Origin of the sequence: Pedobacter superstes, from assembly GCF_037622515.1 — a bacterium.
In the GTDB taxonomy this organism is placed as follows: domain Bacteria; phylum Bacteroidota; class Bacteroidia; order Sphingobacteriales; family Sphingobacteriaceae; genus Paradesertivirga; species Paradesertivirga superstes.
The window spans coordinates 1,084,391-1,108,047 of sequence record NZ_JBBJCN010000001.1 but is presented as its reverse complement, the minus strand read 5'-3'; the positions used below and the strand labels follow the sequence as shown (position 1 = coordinate 1,108,047).

The 23,657-nt window shown below is 41.1% G+C and carries 12 protein-coding genes; all 12 read left to right on the top strand.

Annotated features, from left to right (window positions below; genetic code table 11):
* The first annotated feature begins 284 nt into the window (after positions 1 to 284).
* The 12 genes from WG906_RS04595 (at position 285) to WG906_RS04545 (ending at position 23,597) form a co-directional block, all read left to right on the top strand.
* Positions 285 to 3,563 carry a SusC/RagA family TonB-linked outer membrane protein gene (locus WG906_RS04595; protein ID WP_339991346.1) on the top strand — a complete coding sequence of 1,093 codons (3,279 nt, stop codon included), beginning with the start codon at positions 285 to 287 and terminating at the stop codon, positions 3,561 to 3,563.
* Positions 3,564 to 3,582: 19 nt separating this feature from the next.
* Positions 3,583 to 5,343: a RagB/SusD family nutrient uptake outer membrane protein gene (locus WG906_RS04590; protein WP_339991345.1), complete on the top strand. Its 1,761-nt coding sequence runs from the start codon at positions 3,583 to 3,585 to the stop codon at positions 5,341 to 5,343.
* An 820-nt stretch (positions 5,344 to 6,163) separates the two neighbouring features.
* Complete coding sequence (locus WG906_RS04585; protein ID WP_339991344.1) at positions 6,164 to 7,207, top strand: LacI family DNA-binding transcriptional regulator; 1,044 nt, start codon at positions 6,164 to 6,166, stop codon at positions 7,205 to 7,207.
* Between the two features lie 374 nt (positions 7,208 to 7,581).
* Positions 7,582 to 7,893 carry a hypothetical protein gene (locus tag WG906_RS04580; RefSeq protein ID WP_339991343.1) on the top strand — a complete coding sequence of 104 codons (312 nt, stop codon included), beginning with the start codon at positions 7,582 to 7,584 and terminating at the stop codon, positions 7,891 to 7,893.
* Positions 7,894 to 7,940: 47 nt separating this feature from the next.
* On the top strand, positions 7,941 to 9,857 hold the full coding sequence (locus tag WG906_RS04575) for a glycoside hydrolase family 97 protein (protein WP_339991342.1): 1,917 nt from the start codon (positions 7,941 to 7,943) through the stop codon (positions 9,855 to 9,857).
* A 61-nt stretch (positions 9,858 to 9,918) separates the two neighbouring features.
* Positions 9,919 to 11,070, top strand: coding sequence for a glycoside hydrolase family 88 protein (locus WG906_RS04570; RefSeq protein WP_339991341.1), 1,152 nt, complete (start codon positions 9,919 to 9,921; stop codon positions 11,068 to 11,070).
* Complete coding sequence (locus WG906_RS04565; RefSeq protein ID WP_339991340.1) at positions 11,057 to 12,856, top strand: glycoside hydrolase family 3 protein; 1,800 nt, start codon at positions 11,057 to 11,059, stop codon at positions 12,854 to 12,856. Before WG906_RS04570 ends, WG906_RS04565 begins: the two co-directional genes overlap by 14 nt.
* Entirely contained in the window at positions 12,828 to 13,478 is a 651-nt protein-coding gene (locus tag WG906_RS04560) for a glycoside hydrolase family 3 C-terminal domain-containing protein (protein ID WP_339991339.1), read from the top strand. Before WG906_RS04565 ends, WG906_RS04560 begins: the two co-directional genes overlap by 29 nt.
* Before the next feature lies 1 nt (position 13,479).
* Positions 13,480 to 15,819, top strand: a complete 2,340-nt coding sequence (locus WG906_RS04555) for a GH92 family glycosyl hydrolase (protein WP_339991338.1) — start codon at positions 13,480 to 13,482, stop codon at positions 15,817 to 15,819.
* Positions 15,820 to 15,929: 110 nt separating this feature from the next.
* Positions 15,930 to 16,037, top strand: coding sequence for a LacI family DNA-binding transcriptional regulator (locus tag WG906_RS19425; protein WP_431844460.1), 108 nt, complete (start codon positions 15,930 to 15,932; stop codon positions 16,035 to 16,037).
* A 787-nt stretch (positions 16,038 to 16,824) separates the two neighbouring features.
* Complete coding sequence (locus tag WG906_RS04550) at positions 16,825 to 21,321, top strand: fibronectin type III domain-containing protein (protein WP_339991337.1); 4,497 nt, start codon at positions 16,825 to 16,827, stop codon at positions 21,319 to 21,321.
* A 446-nt stretch (positions 21,322 to 21,767) separates the two neighbouring features.
* Entirely contained in the window at positions 21,768 to 23,597 is a 1,830-nt protein-coding gene (locus tag WG906_RS04545) for a glycoside hydrolase family 97 protein (protein WP_339991336.1), read from the top strand.
* The last annotated feature ends 60 nt before the right edge of the window (positions 23,598 to 23,657 follow it).

The following is a 23,657-nucleotide window of genomic DNA, read 5'->3' as shown; positions in this document are numbered from 1 at the left end:
ATAGCCTTGATAATGTTCAATGCCTGTAGCAGCGTTATTGCTATAATCGAGGATCTGTTGAAATTATTATAAAAAAAAGAGTTTTTTTATAACACATTAACCCTAAATACCTTTGTTCTTTAAGAGAAAAATAAATGTTTTATCAAATTTACTAAATCGGTTTAGGAGCTGTATATTTGATTATAAATTTTAAAACAGGTTATTTAAAATCATTTTTAATCGGCACTTAATGGTGGTATCTTAAAAAATGATTTCCTGGCATTTTTAAATTAAACCTAAAAAATATGAACCTCGTTATTGCATTAAATCAACGTAAAATCTTTTCCTTAATGTTCATCGGCTTTACTTTATTTTCCAGTTTGGTTTATTCTCAGCAAAGTGGAATTGTAACAGGGAAAGTCAGTGACTCTGAAACCCGGGAAGCGATTATTGGTGCTTCCGTAAAAGTTAAAGGCTCCACGATTGGGACCGTCACGGACATCAACGGAGAATTTCGTATAAATGCTTCCAATGGAGCAATATTGCAAATTTCTTATATAGGATACCTTACTATTGAAAGGGAAGTAACCTCGTCAGTCCCACTTAATATAATTTTGACGTCAGATAGTAGAAATCTTGAGGAAGTTGTGGTGGTAGGTTACGGAACACAAAGAAAGGCAACCTTGACCGGGTCGGTATCCCAGGTTAGTGCCAAAACATTCGAAAATCGAGGGCCAATTGCCAGTCCCTTAGCTGCATTGCAAGGGCAGGCTCCAGGTGTTACTGTTACAAGAAGCTCTGCGCAACCTGGGCGAGAAAACTGGAATTTTCAGGTTAGGGGTGCAACTTCTGTAAATGGCACCGAACCCCTTGTAATCGTCGATGGATTACCTATTCCAAATCTTGGTGCACTAAATTCTTTTAATCCGGCGGATATCGAAAGTATATCATTCTTAAAAGATGCATCTGCATCGATTTATGGAGCCAGAGCTGCAGGCGGAGTAGTTCTAATCACAACAAAGAAAGCTAAAACAGGTAAAGCTGTTATTGATTATAACTTTGCTGCATCCAAAAAAAATATTGGCCTCCAACCGCATCTGGTAGACATAGCCGGATGGGGGCCGATGATGAAAGAGGCCAGAACTGCCGATGGATTTGCTTCAACCGATATCTGGAACAATTATGCAGACATGGCCATTTATGCCGTTCAAAATAACAAAACATGGCTTTCGAAAGCCGAAGCAACGGCCTTGGGTTATGGTACAAATTTCACAGATGTAAAAGATTTCGTATTTTTTCCCGGAACGATGCAGGATGTTTTATGGGGGAATGCCACTTCTTCGGAGCATCAATTGAGTGTTGCTGGGCGGGGTGAGAAAGCTGGTTATCGCGTGTCCTTAGCTTATCTAAACGATGGAAGCTTATTGCAGGTAGGAAACAATGAAAATAAACGGTATAACTTACGTCTGGTTAATGACTACCAGGTGACCCCAAAGTTCAAAGTCGAAAGTAATTTGTCTCTGGAAATGAATAATATATTTCAGCCAACCGGCTTAGGGAATATATTAAATAACGGTATTCAACCTGGACTTCCTTTAAACAGTATAAACGGAAAACCATATGTGTGGGGTTCAGGCCTGGGGAATGCGACTGTTAATAATATTGCAGATTTAGGTGGTGAGAATAAGGAATATAATTCAAGAATTAATACTAATTTTAATCTTACCTACAATGTTTTAAAAAATCTTAAGGCTGTTGGATCCCTAGGATATTACTTTCATAATACTGACTATAGAACTCAGGAAAACCTGATTACCTTCTACGATTACAGCGGAACTCAAGTTATTTCAAATATTACTTCTACAAACAACACCAGAAATGCTTATCAGCGTGGGGCTAGAAGAGAATCCTACTATAATCTGAATGGCTTTTTAGAGTGGGCAAAAGTCTTTAAAAATGATCACGATTTCAAAGCAATGCTCGGAGCTCAATATGAACGGGATGAAACAAACCGTTTTTTAGGGCGAACTCTAGATGTTGTAGCTGGGGTGCCACCTTCATTAAGCAATAGCACTGCAACAGATGCTGCGGGAAGAACAACAATCGAGGCTCAAAACCATTATGCCCTAAGTGGGTATTTCAGTAGGTTTAATTATTCTTATAAGAACAAGTATCTCTTTGAGACAAATGCGCGTTATGACGGTTCATCAAAATTCGCAAAAGAAGATCGTTGGAAATTGTTTTACGGATTTTTAGGCGCCTGGAGAGTTTCAGAAGAGAAATTTATGGAAAATATCAGTTTTGTTGATGAGCTGAAAGTACGGGCGTCCTGGGGCAAAGTCGGGAATCAAAGCGGCATTGATCTATATGATTATTTGCAGCTTTTAAATTTCAATTTCTCCACAGGACAAACAGCAAGCGGTTTCCCCATAATAGGTACTTCTCCGGTTGTAAGAGTTGCTCCGGGAAATCTTGTAGCACTCGACAGAACCTGGGAGGAAGTTCAAACTGCAAATTTGGGACTTGATTACAGCTTGCTGAAAAACCGGCTTTACGGAACCTTTGATTATTTTGTAAAGCAGAATAAAAACATGCTCATTGCCCGCACATTTCCGGCGGTTATCGGGGCTACAGCACCAAGAGGAAATAATGGTGAACTTGAAACAAAAGGATGGGAGCTGGGAATCAATTGGAGACAGCAGATTGGAGGAGTAAGTTATCATGTTGGCGGTAATTTATCAGATTCGAAAAATGAGTTGGTGAATTTTGGCGGTCAGAAACTGATTTCCAGTGCCAACCAGGGCTTCAATAGTGCTGTTGAAGGTTACCCGATTAACTCTTATTTCGGCCTTGAACATGCTGGTCGTATTCAAACCCAGGAGCAGCTCGATGCATATAAACTCTTATTACCCGGTAATAACATCGGAATGCCCAGTGGTGCAAGTACCGCGCAGGCTAATGCACGACTGGCTCTGGGGGATAATATGTTTAACGATATAAATGGCGACGGAAAAATTACTTTTCCTGAAGATGCAAAATTTTTAGGTACTGATGACCCGCGTTACTCTTACTCTTTTAATGCCGGGGCCGAGTGGAAAGGTTTTGACTTCAATATCATTTTTCAGGGTGTTGGTAAACGCGCATTAGCAAGAACCGGTAATTGGAGGATTCCGGCACAGGTAATCTTTCAGGCACAAAATAATGCCTTTTATAATGAATGGTGGACACCAACTCGAACAGACGCTAATCTGCCACGAATCTCTACAACTGGCGCCATAAACAACTACAATTATCACCCATCCGACTGGGTAATCGAAAATGCCTCATATCTGCGTTTAAAGAATCTTGTAATAGGATACACTATCCCTAAGTCCATTACAGATAAAGCTAAAATCCAAAGGATGCGCATGTATTTTTCAGGAAACGATTTGTGGGAAAATAGCCATATAAAAGATGGATGGGATCCGGAAGCGCTTAGAACAGTCGCAAATGAAGGCGATCCTAATAATAATAACATAGGCACTTTTAGTGGGCGTTATCCATTCTATCGCTATATAACTTTTGGTGCAAACGTAACTTTTTAGTTCTCTAAAACTTAGTTCAATGAAAAAGATATTTTATATAAACATAGCCTTAATTGCAGCTGTACTGGTGTTATCGAATTATAGTTGTAATAAAATTACGGACTTAGAGCCAATTAATGAGATCTCTGACGTAGATTATTGGAAAACCGCCGATCATTTCAAACTCGCTGCAAATGAGTTTTATACGTATCAGCGCACATTTTTAGATGTGGTTTACGACGATGGGACACGACCTCATTCTGAATTACGTGCAGATTTTTTAACTCAGGCAAATAAATCTGCATTCAGCAACGGAACTAATACCTTAAGTGCTTCTGATAACAACTGGAATAATTCTTATTCGCGGATCCGGAATATAAATTATCTGCTAGTAAAAGCTTCCGAGTATGCTGCTCCCTCCGAAATTGCTAAATATGTAGCAGAGGCGAAATTTTTTAGGGCATATGTGTATTTCGACTTGCTGCAACAGTATGGAGGAGTGCCAATTATCAAGACTCCTTTGACCACTACATCGCCTGAACTTCAAGCTCCTAGGAACACACGCGACGAAGTGGTTGATTTTATCATAAAAGATCTTGAGGAGGCTATTCCTGTGCTTAACCTGGAGAATGCGATAGTGGCAGCAGATAAAGGTAGGATTAGTATAGGTGCCGCCCAATCGTTTTTAGGAAGAGTTGCACTTTATGAAGGAACCTGGATTAAGTTCCGGCAGGGTGATGCCAATAGATATAATTTATTATTGGATAAAGCCATAGCCGCTAGCGATGCGGTAATAACCAGTAATCTTTACCAGTTATTCGCTCCGGTGGCTTTAGGAGATTCGGCACAGAAGTATTTATTTATTTTGGAGGACCAGAAATCCAATCCTGCAGGGATAACAAAATCTGCAAATAAAGAATATATTCTTGCAAATCGCTATGATTTCGCTTCTCGTCAAATCAGGAACAATGTTACCCATACAATGTTCGGAGCATCATTAACCCGAAAATTCGCGAATATGTATCTGTTACAGGATGGCTTGCCTATCGAAAAATCATCACTTTTCCAGGGGTACGCAACAGCCCGGTCCGAATTTCTGAACAGAGATAACCGTATGCGTTATAACATGACAATTGATGGGAATTACCATTGGGATAATGAAAATCCCGGAGCCCGTAGCACATGGCTGGGAGATGCAGCAGACCGAGCAAGTTCCAGAGGACGCCATAATGTTACAACAAATACGGTAACCGGATACGGAAATCAGAAATGGGCTACGGAAAGACGCTTAGATGATAATCAGGAAGGGTATGATTACCCAGTGATTAGATACGCTGAAGTGCTTCTAAATTATGCTGAAGCCAAGTTTGAACGAAATGGGCTGATTTCAGATGCTGACCTTGACAAGTCTTTAAATTTGGTTCGTAACCGGGTAAACAAAACAATGCCTAAGCTGAGTAATGGTTTTGTTTCAGCCAATGGCTTGGATATGAGATCTGAGATTAGAAGAGAGAGAAATATTGAATTGTATCTTGAAGGATTCCGAATTGATGATCTAAAAAGGTGGAAAACTGCTGAAGTGGAAATGCCAATGAATCTGCTTGGTATCAGATGGACAGGAACAGAATTTCAGTCAAGGTGGAAACAGCCCAATGGTAGTGCCCCTTACGCTTTAGATCCGGAAGGAAACCTTATCATTGAAAGCTCTAGAAAATGGGAGCAAAAAAATTACTTGCTACCTATACCAACCCAGCAAATTCAACTAAATCCAAATTTGGTTCCAAATAATCCGAACTGGTAAGAAAGAGAGGGTGTGGAAAAGACACCCTCTCTTTTCACTCTTTTACAATTTCTCGTCCAAGATCATCTGATTCTTTGAAAAGGCATCTCTTATAAAATTCTTCTAGGCTGCATTTTTTCAAACTTGATTAATACCACTCAATTTTGATTAATACACTCATGTTACTAACAACACGGAGGCGCAGTATTATCTTGAAAGCGTTAATGCTCATTGTCTTTTGCCTCACTATTGTAAAGCCAGGGTTTTAACCCTGCTCAATCTCTCCTCGGAGATTCTCTTTTCGAATGCAATAAAAAAAGATCTGTCATGATAGCTTGGTGACTGAAATGAGTCATCTCCAATTTTAAATATTTTGAAATAAAAAAAACTTTGCAAAAGAGTGGGAAATGTTTCTATCTTTACTAAACCGATTTAGTAATGCCTGTACCTTTTTTTCCTATACAAATTGCAGTGCTGCACAGATCACACAAACAGCGATTTCGGCTGTTGGCCGTAGAGAGCTGCGTCCATCATGCGAATTAATTTACAACCATTATGCAAAAGTAAAGAGCGTAAAAGCTACTTGGTCACAGAAGTTTGCCGAAAAGGTAAAGCCAGGAAGGTAGGGGAGGTAATTTCGGCGCTAATAGCGGCGGTTTTGATCAGTTAGGTTTATTGTGTTGCGAAATTGTTCCTGCCCCCTATGATTACTTCCTAAGCTCCTCCTTGTTTTTTATTCAGCCGATTTTATACGGCCATTTATAGTTCAGGAATAAGATTATCAGCAAATAATTCAGATGCTTCTGAGAGCACTGAGCACGTGAAGTATAGCTTTAAATATATGGAAAAAAAATTGTCTATTACTGATATTGCGATTGCCTTAAAAGTTTCTAAAACTACCGTCTCCTTTGTAATTAATGGCAAAGGTCGGGCTAAACGTATAAGCAGCGTTGTCGAAAGGCGGATACTTGATTATATAGAGGCAGTAGGTTATCAGCCAAATGAGTTCGCAAGGGCACTGAGCACGGGTAAATCAAATATCATAGTTGTAATGATTGAGGATGTTTCCGATCCTTTTTTTTCGGGTATTGCCAGGATGATTGAGGAGAGTGCTCATAAAAAAGGATACAAGATAATTTATAGCAGTACTGAAAACGACACAAAAAAGACGAAGGAACTTTTAAAAATTTACCGTGCCCAAAACGTTGACGGGTATATTATAGCGCCTCCATTGGGGATTGAGGAAGAAATAAAATCACTTTTAGCAGCTAATCTTCCGGTAGTTTTATTTGACAGATTCTTTCCTTCTATTTCTACCAATAATGTCGTAGTAAATAATTACAAAGGCACTTATGGAGCCGTTAATCATTTCTTCAATAGTGGACATAGGAACGTAGCGTTTGTTACACTCTCATCCGAGCAGATACAAATGCAGCAGAGATTAGATGGGTATATGACCGCTTTAGCTGAGCATGAAGCTCAGTGCTTTATTAAAAAAATAGTCTATCATGAGGAGTTAGACAAATTGGTGGAAGAGATAGAGCAGTTTCTCAAAATGAACAAACAACTTGATGCAGTTTTTTTTTCCACCAATTATCTCGCAGAAGCCGGACTTGAAGCAATCCAAAATCTTAAATTAAAAATCCCTAAGGATTTAGGTGTAATAGTATTTGATGATTGTAATTTTTTTAGATTATTTACCCCATCAATTACGGCAGTAGCACAACCTCTCAGAGAAATTTCGGAAAATATCATTAACCTGCTCTTGACCAATCTCTCTGATCCGGAACTTCATCAGGAGAAGCAGACCATTATTATACCAACACAATTAATGATTCGTAATTCAACACTAAAAGGTGAGGCTAAGCCCTCCGCTTGTAAATAGTTATTCCTGCAGATCTAGCATGTTATTGCTCGTTTCTTTCTTTGTAATCTTCGCATAGATTTGAGTTGTACGGAGAGACTTATGACCAATCATCTCACTTACTGTCTCAATGGTACGTCGTTTTCAGCGTCACTGATGTAGCGAAGGTGTGACGGCCGTATGTGTGGTCAGATTTTTATCAATACCAGAGATACCGCAACTTCTTACGGGCGCATACTAAAGCTTATCCGAAGTTATCTGAAGAGTGACATCATGGAAGACGGACTGGTTAGCCCGAGGAGAGAGGGTACTCCGCAAGGCAGGTATTTGTAATATAATTTTTACTAAATCGGTTTAGTGAAAATTATATATTTGGTTCTAAACATTGTAACCTTATGAGCCGCTTTGGTAGAAAGAATAGCTATAGAATTTCTTTTCCTGTAATCGTATCGTTTAATTTAGTCTCCGTTCAGCCGGCCCATTGTCAAGACGAGAAAAGGATTAATTCTAGCCATTTTTCTGCACAACTGCATCCGCGAATTTTTACAGCAGAAAAAGACAAGGGGTTTTTAGTTGATAAAATAAAAGCAACAGCATGGGCTGGAAACCTTTATGAGGGAATAAAAAGGGAGGTGCAGACACTTGTTGAAAGACACAAAACCGATACTCAGTATGTGGTTTCCCGCCTTCGCCAGCAAAAGCAATAACGCCGAATACAACTCTCTCATTAAATATAATAACGCCACACACATATATGGAAAAACATCTTTTATTGCTTGGTTTAGTCTTAATCAATCTGTTGCCAGCTGTCCAAGCTCAGAAACTGGTTTCGCCCGACAAGCGGATCGTGATCCAGTTTTCAGTAGATAGTCTGAAACCTACACTGCCTGCCTACCAGGTGTTTTACAGAGGAAGGCAATTCCTGCGCCCTTCGGCAATGGGTTTTCACATTGCCGGACAGGCTACATTTTATTCTCTCTTCAACGTAACTGACATAAAAAGAAAAGAGCAAAGAGGTAGCTGGAGACCTGTTTACGGGGAAAGAGATACTTACCGGGATGATTATAACCAGATGGAAATTACTTTACAGGAAAAAATCCTTCCTAACCGGATCCTGAAAGTAGTTTTTCGGGCGTACAATGAGGGAATAGCTTTCAGGTATGAATTTCCCGACCAGCCGGCGATGAAAGACTTTACAATTGTTAAGGAAGTAACTGAGTTTGCTTTTCCGGCTAATACTTACGTCTGGGCGGAGCATGGCCACGAAGGGCTTTATAATAAGGTTCTGGTTTCTGCGGTAAAACCTGATTGTGAGCTTCCCTTAACCATTCTTACTCCTGATAATATTTATGCCGCAATTGCGGAAGGAGGAAGCAGTGATTATCCCCGGGCATACCTGCAAAACTCCACTGTTGTAGCTAATCCTTTTGATTCGGTGTCAATAGCCTTAAGAAACAGAAGAAGAGGAGACCCAAATGCGCTTTCTATCACGCTGAGAGGTGAGGCAAAAGGGAAAGGTAATTATGTTACTGCATGGCGTATGATAACACTGGCAGATAAGCCAGGCGGTCTGCTCGAGCAAAATTATCTATTGCTAAACTTAAATGCTCCTTCAAAAATTACCGATCCCTCATGGATCAAACCGGGTAAAGCGATTCGCGATATTACTTTATCAACCAATGGAGGTAAAAAATATATTGACTATGCTCAAAAGCAGGGGATCGATCACGTGATATTGGATTGGGGCTGGTACGGGCCGCCAAACGGCGAAGATTCTGATCCATCATTTATAAATGTAGTTAATCCGGGCACGGGGCGGCCAATACCTGACCATACGGGTTTGGATATGAAAGAATTAGTTTCATATGGTAAATCGAAAGGTGTAGGGATTTTTCTGTATGTAAATCGACAGGGACTTGAACGGTATATGGACAAGATATTTCCCATATACGAGGCATGGGGAATTAAAGGAATAAAACCGGGATTCATCAACGTCGGAAACCAGGAGTGGCAGCAATGGGTTGACACACTGGTAAAAAAAGCGGCGGACCATCATTTAATGGTTGATATTCACGATGCGTATCGCCCGACTGGATTAAGCCGGACTTATCCGAATTTGTTGTCGCAGGAAGGCATCAGGGGCAATGAGCATACTCCTGATGCAAACCATAATACCAATCTTCCTTTCACCCGCTATACAATCGGGGCAGGGGACTATACTCCCGGTTATTGCAGAAGCACTTTGCAAAACACTTGGACTCATCGTTTAGCCCTTCCGATTATTTTTTATAGCCCTGGACAGTTTTTATTTTGGGGAGAGCCCCTTAATGAAGAATGCCATGGCCGCCCAGAGCTTGCTTTGTGGAAAGAGGTACCAGTTGCCTGGGACGATACAAAAGTGCTGGATGGAGCAATCGGCGAATATGCTGTTATCGCACGTCGCAAAGGTAACGACTGGTATATCGGGGGCATCACCAATAAAACACCGAGAACACTTCAATTGGATCTGAATTTCCTCGATGGAAATAAGAAATATGAAGCTACTATTTATCAGGACAATGAAAATGTGCAGAAAGTATTGATCTCTAAAAAAACGGTAAATAGAAAAACTATACTCCCATTCCTGTTACAGGCATCAGGCGGTTTTGCCGTTCAATTGAAAGCAAAATGAGTTGATAATTAAGTTATATATTATTGCCCAAAGAACCATAAACACATCGATTTTAACATATATGAAATATATTTTAATCTCCTTATTAACCTTTGCTTTTAACTTCTCTTTTTCTCAGGATAAGATTCCGGTTAAAAAGGTGATCAAAATAGTGGAAAAGCATTATAAGGCCTACATGGAGAAGTATCCCGACAGCACTAAATTTGCCAGGAGCACTAATGCGGATGGCAGCCTAAGGGTTAGTGGGGCGAGGGATTGGACCAGCGGATTTTTTCCAGGAAATCTATGGCGTTTATTTGAATTTACTGGGAAAAAGCAATGGAAAAATGCTGCTGAAAAATGGACAGCGGGTCTGGAAGAGCAAAAAAAGAATACACGTACCCATGATCTGGGCTTTATGTTGTTCGATTCTTATGGTCCAGGTTATCAATTAACACAGAACCCCGCCTATAAAAAAGTACTCTTGCAAGGAGCAAGTTCACTCTCCTCAAGATTCAAACCTCAGATAGGGGCTATCCGTTCCTGGGATAATCCGAGTTTCTCTTATCCGGTCATCATAGATAACTTAATGAATCTCGAATATTTGTTTTGGGCAACTAAAGAAAGCGGCGACTCCACTTTTTATAAAATCGCCGTTCAGCATGCTGACACCGATCTCAAATATCGTTTCAGGACTGATAATAGCAGCTATCATGTTCTTGACTTCGACCCTCAAACGGGTAAGCTTTTAAAAAGAATAACCCATCAAGGCTATGCTGATGAGTCATGCTGGGCAAGGGGACAAGCATGGGGAGTTTATGGATATACTACTTTATACAGGGAGACCCATGATAAAAGATACTTAGATCAGGCGGTTAAGGCAGCTGATTATTTTATCATGCAAACCGATAAAACTTCTGATCATATTCCTTACTGGGACTTTCAGGCCCCTGATATTCCGAATGCTCCGAGGGATGCTTCAGCAGCAGCCATTACTGCTTCTGCATTGATAGAATTGAGTAAGTATGCACCTGCGAAGAATTACTTAAATAAAGCTAAGGAATATCTCATAAGCCTTTGTTCTGACGCCTATCTGGCTAAGGCAGGTACAAATAACTTTTTTCTGTTGAAGCATAGCACTGGTCATAAGCCCATTAATTCTGAAGTGGATGTGCCAATTATTTATGCTGATTATTATTTTTTGGAAGCATTGTCACGATATGAAAAAAAATAAACGCACAGAGATAATGAATATAATAGCGCTGGCTCTTTGTCTAAGTTCAATATCCTTAAGGGCACAGCAAAAAAATATTTACCACAAAGGCTGGATCGACTTTAATAAAAATGGGAAGACTGACGTTTATGAAGATACATCGCAGCCCGTCGATAAAAGGGTAGAGAACCTTCTTAGCCAGATGACACTGGAAGAGAAGTCGTGCCAAATGGCCACCTTATATGGGTATGGTCGGGTATTGAAAGACGAGATGCCAACCCTGGGCTGGAAAAAGGAAGTGTGGAAAGATGGTATCGCAAATATTGATGAGAGTTTAAACAGCCTGCCAAATAATAAAAGGGCGCAAAGTCAATATTCATATCCTTTCAGTAAACATGCAACCGCTATAAATACCCTTCAAAAATGGTTTATCGAAGAAACCCGATTGGGGATACCTGTTGATTTTACCAATGAAGGAATTCACGGCCTTTGCCACGACAGGGCAACACCTTTACCTGCACCCATTTCAATAGGGAGTACCTGGAACAAACAACTGGTAAGGCAGGCCGGGGAAATGGTAGGTCGTGAAGGGAAGGCTCTGGGCTACACCAATATTTATGTCCCTATTCTTGATCCTGCCCGTGATCCACGCTGGGGCAGGGTAGTTGAGTGTTACGGAGAAGATCCTTTTCATATAGCCGAACTCGGAAAACAAATGACATTGGGTGTTCAAAGTCAAGGAGTAGCTTCTACGCTTAAGCATTTTGCTGTTTACAGTGTTCCAAAAGGGGGGCGTGATGGAAATGCCCGTACCGATCCGCATGTTGCGCCGAGAGAAATGCATCAGCTCTTTCTGTATCCATTTAAAAGGATAATTCAAGAAGCACACCCGCTTGGCGTGATGAGCAGCTATAACGACTGGGATGGCGTACCGGTTTCGGCTAGCCATTACTTCTTAACTGGACTTTTACGCGAAAAATATGGGTTTAAAGGCTATGTAGTATCTGATAGCCGGGCGGTAGAATATATTTATGAAAAGCATCACGTTGCTGAAGATTTTAAAGACGCAACAAGGCTAGCCATTAAAGCCGGCCTCAACGTTTGGACTAACTTCGATCCACCGGCATCATACATCAATAACATCAGAGAACTGGTTAAAGAAGGAAAGCTTTCAATCAAAACAGTGGACGACCGAGTTCGTGATGTGTTAAGGGTTAAGTTTTTGGTGGGACTTTTTGATGCACCTATAAATAATGATCCTAAACGGGCGGACAAGATTGTACATACAACTAAAGACGAAGAGCTGTCCCTCCAGATAAACAGGGAATCTCTGGTCCTCTTAAAAAATCAAAATAATCTTCTTCCGCTAAATAAGGGAAAGCTGAAAAATATCCTGGTAACAGGACCCTTAGCAGCTGAGGAAAAATATGCAATAAGCCGTTACGGACCATCTAATAATCCTGTAACCACAGTTTTAAAAGGTATACAAGCCTATGTTGGGAATACAGTTAATGTAACATACGAAGAAGGTTGCGACGTAGTTAATCCCGGATGGCCCAGTACCGAGATCATCCCCGCAGCTTTAAGTCAGCAGGAGCAGGAGAGCATTGCAAAGGCAGTGAAAAAAGCTAAGTCCTCTGATGTAATTGTAGCTGTTTTAGGTGAAGATGATAAAACCGTTGGCGAAAGTTTGTCGCGAACTTCCTTAGACCTTCCCGGACGGCAGCAGCAATTATTGGAAGCGCTAACTTGCCACCGGAAAACCGCTGGTACTGGTTTTGATCAATGGTCAGCCTCTTACTATTAATTGGGCAAATCAGAACATCCCTGCAATTTTGGAAGCCTGGTTCCCGGGACATACCGGTGGTAAAGCTATTGCAGAGTCTTTGTTTGGAGATTATAATCCGGGCGGTAAATTAAGCATGACCTTTCCTAAAAGTATAGGGCAAATCGAATATAATTTCCCATTTAAACCAGGCTCGCATGCGGATCAACCTTCAGAAGGTCCCAATGGAGCCGGTAAGACAAGCGTGAACGGGGCCCTATACCCGTTTGGTTTCGGCCTGAGCTATACTACGTTCCAATACAGTAATTTAACTATTTCCCCAAAAGAGCAAGCTTCGGAAGCTAATATTGTAATTACCATAGACATTGCCAATATAGGCAATGTTAAGGGTGATGAGGTTGTACAGCTATATCTTAAAGACATGCTTAGCAGTGTTATTACGTATGACACTCAATTACGGGGCTTTGAGCGTGTCTCTTTAATGCCCGGAGAAAAGAAAGTAGTAAAGTTTACTCTCGAGCCTGAGCATCTCAGCTTACTGGATGCAGACATGAACTGGACTGTTGAGCCCGGCCAGTTTGAAGTACGTATTGGAAGCTCATCCGAAGACATTCGATTAAAAGGAACCTTTATTATTAAATAAAATGAAACGAAATTTATTTTTCATACTTGTACTCCTTAGTGCATGTATGCATATTTATGGCCAGGTTAAAACTGCAAGAACTGTAGATCTTGTTTATCCCTTACTTGATGCGGCTAATTCCCGGTGGTTCTATTTCTCGTCCGCAAGCAGGCCCTTCGGGATGGTAAGTTTATTTCCCGATAATCAGATAAATGGGGATTGGAACGGCGGTTATCGTTATAATGTCGATACAATTAAGTGCTTCAGCCATATCCACGAATGGCAGCTTTCCGGAGTTCCGGTGCTGCCGGTAACATTTAAAACTTCAAACTTAACCTCCCTTCTTTCCGATTTTTCTTCCCCCTTTTCACATGAAAAAGAAGTTGTAAAACCCGGATATCACTCGGTAGTGCTTAACCGATACGGAATCACAGCAGAACTGACAGCAAGTAACAGGGTAGGTTTACATCGTTATACTTTTCCTGAAGGAGAAAAGCAAGGTATTGTTTTTCAATTAAAGGGCGTACTAGGAGCATCAGAATTAATTGAAGGTGGATTTGTACAGGTAAGTGCTTCGGAGATAAGAGGATATATGATTAATGGCAAAACAGGCAGACGGCCAAAAGTTGCACCGGTATATTTTAGTGCTGTATTCAATCATCCTGTTAAAAAGATTTACCTGTTGCAGGAAGGCAAGCTTACAGAAGGTTTAAAAGAATGGAAAGGCGCAGGGGGGACCATGCTTGTGGAATTGGATAATAAAGGCAGACAGGTGTCAATGAATGTAGGTCTTTCCTTTACCAGTGCAACGGGGGCAGCAAAGAACAGGAAAGCAGAAGTTCCTGCTTGGAACTTTGACCAGGTGAAGACCCAGGCATCGAATCACTGGAATAGCATGTTAAGTCGCATTAGCGTTGAAGGCGGGACTTTAAAACAACAAAGGCGCTTTTACACTGACCTTTGGAAAGCGATACAAGGCAGACGGATGTTAAATGATGTGGACGGGAAGTATTCTGACTTTACAGGTAATGAGCGCCTGATTAAACAGGTAGCTCTTAATGCTCAGGGTAAGCCGAAGTTTAACATGTATAACTCAGATTCGTTCTGGGGAGCTCAGTGGACGCTGAATACGTTATGGTCGCTGGTTTACCCGGAAGTTGTTGAAGATTTTTGCAACTCTTTTCTGCAGTATTATAAAGACGGAGGGCTTATTCCCCGTGGGCCATCCGGCGGTAATTATACTGCTGTGATGACCGGGGCACAAACAACCCCATTTTATGTAAGTGCATGGTTTAAAGGCATTCGAGGGTTTGATATCGATCTTGCTTATGAAGGTTTAAAGAAAAATCATATGCCGGGTGGAATGATGGGAAAAGTGGGGTATGAACATAACACAGCGAGAGGGGGGGGCATTGAGGAATATATAGCAAGAGGTTATGTTCCTTATCCTTTATCAGACACAGTTTATGGTATGCATCAGGATGGCGCAGCCATTACCTTAGAGAACGCTTACCAGGATTGGTGCCTGGCACAATTAGCCAAGTCGCTTAAAAAGGAGGCAGATTACCAATACTTTAAAAAGCGTTCTGGCAATTTCAGCAACCTCTATAATGCAAAGGAGGGTTATATGGTTCCAAAAGATTGGAACGGGAAATGGAAGTCTCCTTTTGATCCCCTGCTAAATGATAACGGATTTGAAGAGGCAAGTGGTGCCCAGTATACTTGGTTCGTTCCTCACGATATGAAAGGATTGTTTAATTTATTAGGAGGTGAAGATCAGGCAGTGAAAAAGCTGAACCAGCAGTTCCTTGATTCGCGGGCCTATCGCTTTGCAAGTGAGCATCCGCTTAATCTGGATGTAATTCGAAAGGAACGGCGTACTTGGGTGAATTATTCAAATCAACCTAATATGCAGACGGTATTTATATTTAATCATGCAGGTGCACCCTGGCTAACGCAGCAATGGAGCCGCGAGGTTCTGGATAGCGCCTACAGCGATTTATCTCCGCAATTTGGATATAACGGGGACGAAGATCAGGGGTTAATGGGGGCGTTAAATGTATTAATGAAAATAGGCTTGTTTCAAATGACAGGAGGTTGCGAGGAGGATCCGGTTTATGAAATAGGCAGCCCAATTTTTAGTAAAACAGTTATTCATCTGAACCCAAAGTATTATAAATCTAAGCAATTCACTATACTGGCAAGTAATATATCAGATCGGAACATATATATACAATCTGCCAAACTTGGTGTGAATCCTCTGATTCACTTTTATTTCTACCATAGTGATATTAATGCAGGCAAAACACTTCAGCTTTATATGGGTAGCACACCTGGAACCTGGGCTGGTCTAAAAAAATAATTTAGAAATCAGCTACAATAGTTTCTTCACCAGACCGCCTGCTTTTATACGTTTTGTCGGTTTGTATAAACAGTGCTAATACTGGTTTTTGTAAGGATAATGAATAAAAAATATCGATAGGTGATATTGCTAAACATTTAAATGTTTCTAAAGCAACAGTTTCATTTGTACTAAACGTAAAGCCAATGATCAGCATATCAACGAGGTTTCCCGATTAAAACAGGTTTAGGCGTAGGTTTCTATTTACCATTAATTTCTAATAGCCTGCTATCAATAAACCAACTTATTGCTATTAATTTAATGGAATGCAACATAGTACCGTATTGTCTTTTGAACGCGCTAATGCGTCCCCTCCTTTGCCTTTATTTTAAAGATATTATCCAACTTTGTTTTCCAGTGTTCGTGTCACACCTAGCGGGCTTTTATGAAAGTCCACTGACAAAGATCTGACATCATTGTTTCGTGATTAATCAGTTACCCCAAATTTAAATATCTGAAATAAAATAAAAATTATTTGTAAGAGTGACAAAAAAATCAATACATTTACTAAATCGATTTAGTATTAAGTCGGTTAGCCATTATAACCAAATGAAAAGATTACTCCATTTCTTTTCTGAAAAAAGAACTTCATATTTCACTGCAAAGGCCATAGAAGTTTTTGCTCTGTATTATTTAAGTTCTCAGCAAATGCCTCGGTGCGGCTTTGTGAAATATTTACGTCCACCCAATTTGACTTCTCAAATATTCTTAACTCAAGTTTCCACACATTCTATCTATTCCTTTCTGCGTACCCCGCCTGTTGTTAAAGCTCGACTTTACCCGCAGGGATTAATAAAAATAAGTCCATAATTAATTCTTTTCTAATGAAATAAAGAAAAAGCAAAAAAGGCAGATTGTTTGATAACGTTAAGCGGTATGAAATATATCCGGGAACGGACAAGGTCCGGAATCCTTAAATGCCATAAGGGAATGCACTAACTAATTATTAATCCTAATTAAAATTAAATGAAAAAGATTTTTACACTCTGTATAACTTTAACAGTGATGTTAATGGCCGTACCCGTGATTTCATCCGCACAGGATTTTGCTCATCCGGGAATTTCCCACAAGAAGTCTGATCTTGAGCGTATGAAATATATGGTGCAGGCAGGGATCGAGCCCTGGAAAACATCGTTTACAACTTTATCAGCAAATCAATACGCCAGTTATAATTACATTGTGAAAGGCGCAAGCGCCAATACCGTAATTGATGGGGTTATTGCAGCCGAGTATAATAAAGTTAAATTCGATGGACTTGCAGCTTATTACAATGCCCTGATGTGGTACATCACCGGAGATACCCGACATGCGCAAAAGGCAGTTGAGATTTTTAATGCATGGTCAAATATTACCAGGTTTAATGATGATGGCACAAAAGCACTTCAGGCAGGCAGGGCCATCTGGAAGTTCTTGGAGGCAGCCGAGATTATTAAAACTACCTATACGGGCTGGGCTCAGGCAGATATGGATCGTTTTAAAGCTATGCTGGTTTATCCGGGATATTCAACCACCACTGTTCCGTCAGCGGCTATCGCTAGCAAGGATGCCACGTTTTATTGGTATATGTATAACGGGGATTCGGGACGCCACGGCAATCAGGGTTTGTTTGCCATGAGAAGTCTTATGGCAATGGGTATATTTCTGGATAATAAAGTCATGTATGACCGGGCGCTACGTTACCTGCAGGGATTGCCGCACCGTGCAGATGATCTTCCCTATCCATCGGGACCGCCTATTGTAAATGCAACCCCGAATGCTGCAGCATCCAATGAATATTATGATGAATATACCCGTACCGGGGAAAGCACTACTATACCGGATTATGGTTATAATGAATTGATTTCAAATTATGTTTTTGAAAACGGCCAATGCCAGGAAAGCTCCCGTGACCAGAGTCATGCATTTGGAGGAGTTGGCTTGCTCTCTTCGATAGGTGAAATAGCCTGGAATCAGGGCGATGATTTGTATGGAACTTTGAATAATAGAATATTATTGGGATTGGAATATTCATTAAGATACAATTTGTCTTATAACTATACTTTTCCGGATCAGCCGGCTCCATGGGAGCCTACAGTAGCCTCTGGTGAGTTTATTCAGATAAGAGACCGAAGCGGACGGTGGTTTTCTAAGAAGATAAATCCATGGAATGGAAATGACTTAACGAGGCTTACTAGAGGCGAAAATCAGAAGTCTAACACATCTCCTATACATGAGCAGGCTCTAGCGCATTACCAGGGACGTTTAGGATTAGCAGAAACCGATGTAAAATGGCTAAAAAGAGGACAGGAAATATCAGAAGCAGAATTTGGATATGAACAGGGCGGTTTTGAGATGGATCATCCGGGATGGGGCGGGTTAGCTTACCGCAGGCCGGCTCTGTCTGCCGGAGATCCCTGTTATTTTTCAGGGGGAAAACCTGTATTTCGGATGAATGTACTGCCTGGTACTATTGAGGCGGAGGATTATGATTACTTCGCCGGTAATGGTGAAGCGAAGTCTTACCATGATCTTACGTCAACCAATACCGGATCACAGTACAGAACTGTTGAAGGGGTGGATGTGGAAACCTGTGCAGAGGGAGGTTTTAACGTGGCTGTCATGGAGCCTGGAGAATGGCTCAACTATACAATTAACGTCCCCACTACGGGAAATTATGATATAACGATCAGATATGGTTCTGCTAATGCCAACGGGTCAGTACGGTTTGATTTTGCCGGTATAAATAAAACGGGCGATGTGGCTGTTCCTTTTGGAGGTGCCAGTTCAACTGGCTTGCAGGATTGGAAAGACTTTACTGTAGCTTCGGGAGTACTCTTGGAAGCAGGTGTACAAAGCATGCGGGTATATGTATCAGGTAGTGCCAGTGCTTATAATCTGAATAAAATAAATCTGGCAATGAGTGCAGCACAGCCTCCGGCAGCACCAGTTAGTTTAACATCGTCAGCTGGAAATGCGCAGGTAACATTAAATTGGACAGCATCTACTGGTGCAGCAACGTATAATGTAAAGCGTTCAGCCGTTAGCGGTGGACCATACACTTCTATAGCTACAGGTGTTACTGCAACTAACTACACAAATACTGGTTTGACTAATGGTACAACATATTTTTACGTGGTTTCAGCAGTAAGTGCAGCTGGTGAAGGAGGCAACTCTACCCAAAAGAGTGCAACTCCGACTACTGAAGTAAGTTTAATCTTAGACAATTTTACAACAAGTTCTGCTACCGTAACCGGCCGTACTCCTGAAGAGGCAACTATAGAGGGGCGTGTATATCAAGTTACGACTTCCGTGAATACACAAGTCAATTCCGTAAGTGGTGGCACAGCCATTTTGACAATGAATATGGGTGAGGTTATTAGTATTGCCAGTGCCGGAGCTTATGTTAAGCCCTCTTTGATTAAGATCTCGGCAACCTTTGATGAAGGTACGCTGGGTAACAATGTGCCTTTACGGCCCGGACGGGGAGTTTATCTCGGTTTTTGGTCATCAATTGCGTCCTCAGGCGATTCATTCGCGAATATGCGAGGTGTTTTTGTTAACATGGATGGTACGCTTCAACTTTGGAACGGCAGCAATTCTACTACCGGTACTCCAGTTCAAACTCTTCCGTATAACGGAACCTGGGTTGGAGGAACACAACAACATTCCATGTCATACACCATTAACACTTCAACTGGAGATATCTTTGATTTCTTGTTAGATGGGGTAACGTATGACTGGTCAACTACTACCATATTCTCGACTGCCAACACAAATTTCGCTGGTTTCGGTGTTTCTGGGGCAGCTTCTGGCCAGATAGGACATATTAGTAGCTTCAGAGTATGGGATGGCGCAGCACCTGTATTACCAGCCGCACCAACAGGCCTTACAGCCACTGCTGGCGATACCCAGGCAGCCTTAAGCTGGACGGCCGTATCCGGAGCCACCAGCTACAATGTAAAAAGAGCAACCACTACTGGCGGCCCGTACACAACCGTAGTCACCGGGGTAACTGCTGCCAACTATACCAATACTGGTTTAACTAATGGTACGCCTTATTATTATGTAGTATCTGCGGTAAATGGAGTAGGGGAGGGAGCAAACTCTGCCCAGGTAAGTGCTACACCACAGGCAACCCCGCCACCGGCAGCACCAACCGGTCTGACGGCCACAGCAGGCAATGTCCAGGTAGCCTTGAGCTGGACAGCATCCACCGGAGCAACAAGCTATAATGTAAAAAGAGCCACTGTTACAGGCGGTCCATACACAACCATAGCGACCGGTGTAACCACCACAACTTATACCAATACGGGGTTAACCAATGGAACGGTTTATTACTTTGTCGTATCAGCAGTAAGTGCGGCAGGAGAAGGAACCAACTCAGCCCAGGTAAGTGCCACACCACTGGCAACTCCGCCACCGGCAGCGCCAACCGGCCTTACAGCTACAGCAGGCAATGCCGAAGTAGCCTTGGGCTGGATAGCATCCTCCGGAGCTACCAGTTACAATGTAAAAAGAGCAACTTTTACGGAAGGCCCGTACACCACCGTAGCTACCGGTGTAACCGCTACCAGTTATACCAATACCGGTTTAACCAACGGAACGCTTTATTACTTTGTCGTATCAGCAGTCAGTGCTGCAGGCGAAGGAGCAAACTCCAGCCAGGTAAGCGCTACTCCGGTTGCTACAGTACCTTCTACTATCCTGCAACAGAATACATCAACGGGCGATAAAGCAGATATTAAAAATGGTCAGACTGGCTCCCAGTCCTTTAAGAACGGAACAACAGGTCAGGCAGCTTACTATGTTAAAAAGCTGGTTTTGCATCTGTCACGGGAAACCGATCTGCCTAATGCTGATTTTCTGGTGAACATTGGAACCGGCAGAAACAGCGGAGCCATTTCCGGAAGCAGTGTATCTGTTTCCCCTTCTGCCATAACCAATACCAGTTCGGGCAGTTCTTTTATGACGTATACCATAACTTTTCCTTCTGCTATTGGGCCGCTAACAGCAGGAACGACCTATTACATTAATATGTCGTGCTCAGCAAGCAATGGAAAAGCGATTTACGTAGAGAAATCAAGCAGCAATAGCTACGCGAATGGAACGTATTTTCAGGGTAGTAGTGATAGTGGAAAAGATATGTGGTTTCAGTTATGGGGAGGCGGTTCTCAAAACTTAATGAGCAGATTTAAATCTGATCTTATTCTAGACTTTCCACAACAAAATACTGATACACCGATGAGTCTTTATCCTAACCCAGTTTCAGGAAGCAGCTTTTTTATCAATGTTGGCTCGGAACTACTTAACCAGAACTTGACTGTCAAAGTAATGGACATGAGCGGACGATTGATGCTTTTAAGAGATTTCGTAAAAGATGCCGTGGGTCAGATCGAAGTTATTTTTCCTGCTTCAATTTCTACTGGGATTTATATCGTTACAGTTAATAATAAATATGTATCCAAACTCTTAATTCAAAAATAACTTTTTAAGATGTTATGCACCCGACTTGGGTGCATGCCCAGAGTTATTCTCAACGCGTAGACTGTTTGTATTTTATTCGTACAAGCGTCTACGCTTTCTAACGTTTTTACGGGGATAAAATCAGTTAAAAATATTAAAATAGCCATTTAAGGGTTGTTAAATCGATTTAGTATTTATATATTTGATTTCGATTCTTGCCTCTTGGATATTTAATTAAGAGTTCGCATGCAAATTATGATTAACCACTTTCTATCCTGTTACTGTTTAAGACTAATCAGTTAATAGGATTTCAGCATTCTAGAAGATTACGGTAATTTTATTCCTGCAGCGGGAGATCCAATATGCCTCATTACTAAAAATAAGTCGTTTTTCTATATTAGGAAGAACAGGCGTTTATAAGAATCCTAAAAACAAAGTAAAGCGATAATAAAATGAAAACCTGTATAATGAAATTTATATTAACGATATTATTGGCGATTCCGATGCTGCTTCTAAGCCAGAAAAGTATCTCACAAACTTTCGGGTCTCAAAAACTCAGCTCTCCAGATAAGCGGACCGAAGCAAAGTTCGCTATTGATAAACATGGAAATCTTCAATACACCGTAAAATATAATAACAAAACTGTAATTGCCTGGTCGGCATTAGGCTTAGAACTGAACAATGGTACGCTTGGCCAGAAAACGAGGATCATGAATGCCACCCGGGAAAGCCATATTGAGACCTTTAAATGGGAATTTGGAGAAAAGGAGTTTGTGAAGAATAATTACAACGAATTGAATCTATCTTGTACTTCAAATCATCAGAACTTCAATCTTCTTGCGAGAGTTTTTAATGGTAGCATCGCATTTAAATATATAGTGCCTGAGCAAGCGGAAGGCAATGATTTTCGGATTAAAAAGGAGTTAACGACTTTCGACTTATCCCACTCTTATCGAATTTTTCAGTATCATCATGAAACGGTTTTTAGTCCAATTCGCATAGATTCCTTAAATACCACGTGCGATTTTCCAGCTACTTTAACAAACGGAAAATTTTTTATCAGCATAGGCGAAGCAGAAAATTTGGATTACACCAAAGCTGAGCTTGGAAAAGGAATCCAGAAAAATAGCCTCAATGTGGTATTTGCTAGGGATAAAGAAGTGAAGTTCTCAGGTTTGTTTCAAACACCGTGGAGAACTGTCAGTTTTTCAAATACAGCAATAGGCTTGCATCAGTTCAGCGATCTTTTTTTACGGTTAAATCCGCCACCGGTCAAAGAGATTCCTTCAAGTATCCAGCCTGGCAAATTAATACGATCGGAGTTAAATACTCAGGCAGGTTTTGATTGTATCGATCTTGCTGAAAAGCTCAATTTCCGCTACATTATGTTTGATGCAGGCTGGTATGGGCCGGAAAGGGCGCAGTCGTCTGATCCACGCATTCCTATTCCACAGATCGACATGCCTAAGGTGATTCAATATGGTAAAAAAAAGGGTATAGGGGTAATCGTATATGTAAACTATATTGGCCTGCAGAATCATTTGGACGAAATTCTACCACTATACAAGAAGTGGGGAATTGCCGGAATGAAGTTTGGCTTTATAGATGGGTTTAGTCAAAAAGGACTCGGCTGGCTTAGCTCTGCAATCAGAAAAGTAAACGATTATGGCTTGGTCTTGAATATTCATGATAATTATAAGCCAACGGGTTTAAGCAGAACTTATCCGGCATTGTTATCACAAGAAGGAATACGAGGGGACGAAAATAGTCCTGATGCCTTTCACACTACTACATTACCCTATACCCGTTTTCTTGCAGGTGCAGCAGATTTTACCTTCTGCTTTCCCAATCCCAAAAATAATTTCAGTAAAAATTTAAAGGTTAGTAAAGGTCAGCAGTTGGCATTGACCGTTGTTTACTTCAGTCCCCTGCAAGCTATATTCTGGTATGGGAAGCCTAAAGACTATACCAACTCAGAGGAGATTGAGTTTTTTAAATACGTGCCCACCGTGTGGGATGATACGCATTACCTTAAAGGTGAAATAGGTAAAAATATAAGTGTGGCGCGACGGAGTGGGACAACATGGTTTGTAGGTAATGTAGCCGGGCATGAAGACTGGAAAGAACAAATCAAACTCGATTTTTTAAAGCCTAGGCAAAAATATATTGCTACTGTATATGAAGATAATAATAGCACCCTCGAAAAAAAAGTATTTGAAGTGAAAAAAGGAGATGTGTTTAAATTCATTATTAAGGGTAAAGGTGGACAGGCAATAATATTAAGGGAGAGGAAATAACGGGTCATTTTGGTGGTAGACCCGGAAGTGTTATGTCAGTTTTTCTTGAGTATAACGTGA

Bases quoted from the DNA above. Each gene is read 5' to 3' on its own strand.
- WG906_RS04595 (WP_339991346.1), top strand. From the start codon at position 285: ATGAACCTCGTTATTGCATTAAATCAACGTAAAATCTTTTCCTTAATG.
- WG906_RS04590 (WP_339991345.1), top strand. From the start codon at position 3,583: ATGAAAAAGATATTTTATATAAACATAGCCTTAATTGCAGCTGTACTG.
- WG906_RS04585 (WP_339991344.1), top strand. From the start codon at position 6,164: ATGGAAAAAAAATTGTCTATTACTGATATTGCGATTGCCTTAAAAGTT.
- WG906_RS04580 (WP_339991343.1), top strand. From the start codon at position 7,582: ATGAGCCGCTTTGGTAGAAAGAATAGCTATAGAATTTCTTTTCCTGTA.
- WG906_RS04575 (WP_339991342.1), top strand. From the start codon at position 7,941: ATGGAAAAACATCTTTTATTGCTTGGTTTAGTCTTAATCAATCTGTTG.
- WG906_RS04570 (WP_339991341.1), top strand. From the start codon at position 9,919: ATGAAATATATTTTAATCTCCTTATTAACCTTTGCTTTTAACTTCTCT.
- WG906_RS04565 (WP_339991340.1), top strand. From the start codon at position 11,057: ATGAAAAAAAATAAACGCACAGAGATAATGAATATAATAGCGCTGGCT.
- WG906_RS04555 (WP_339991338.1), top strand. From the start codon at position 13,480: ATGAAACGAAATTTATTTTTCATACTTGTACTCCTTAGTGCATGTATG.
- WG906_RS04550 (WP_339991337.1), top strand. From the start codon at position 16,825: ATGAAAAAGATTTTTACACTCTGTATAACTTTAACAGTGATGTTAATG.
- WG906_RS04545 (WP_339991336.1), top strand. From the start codon at position 21,768: ATGAAATTTATATTAACGATATTATTGGCGATTCCGATGCTGCTTCTA.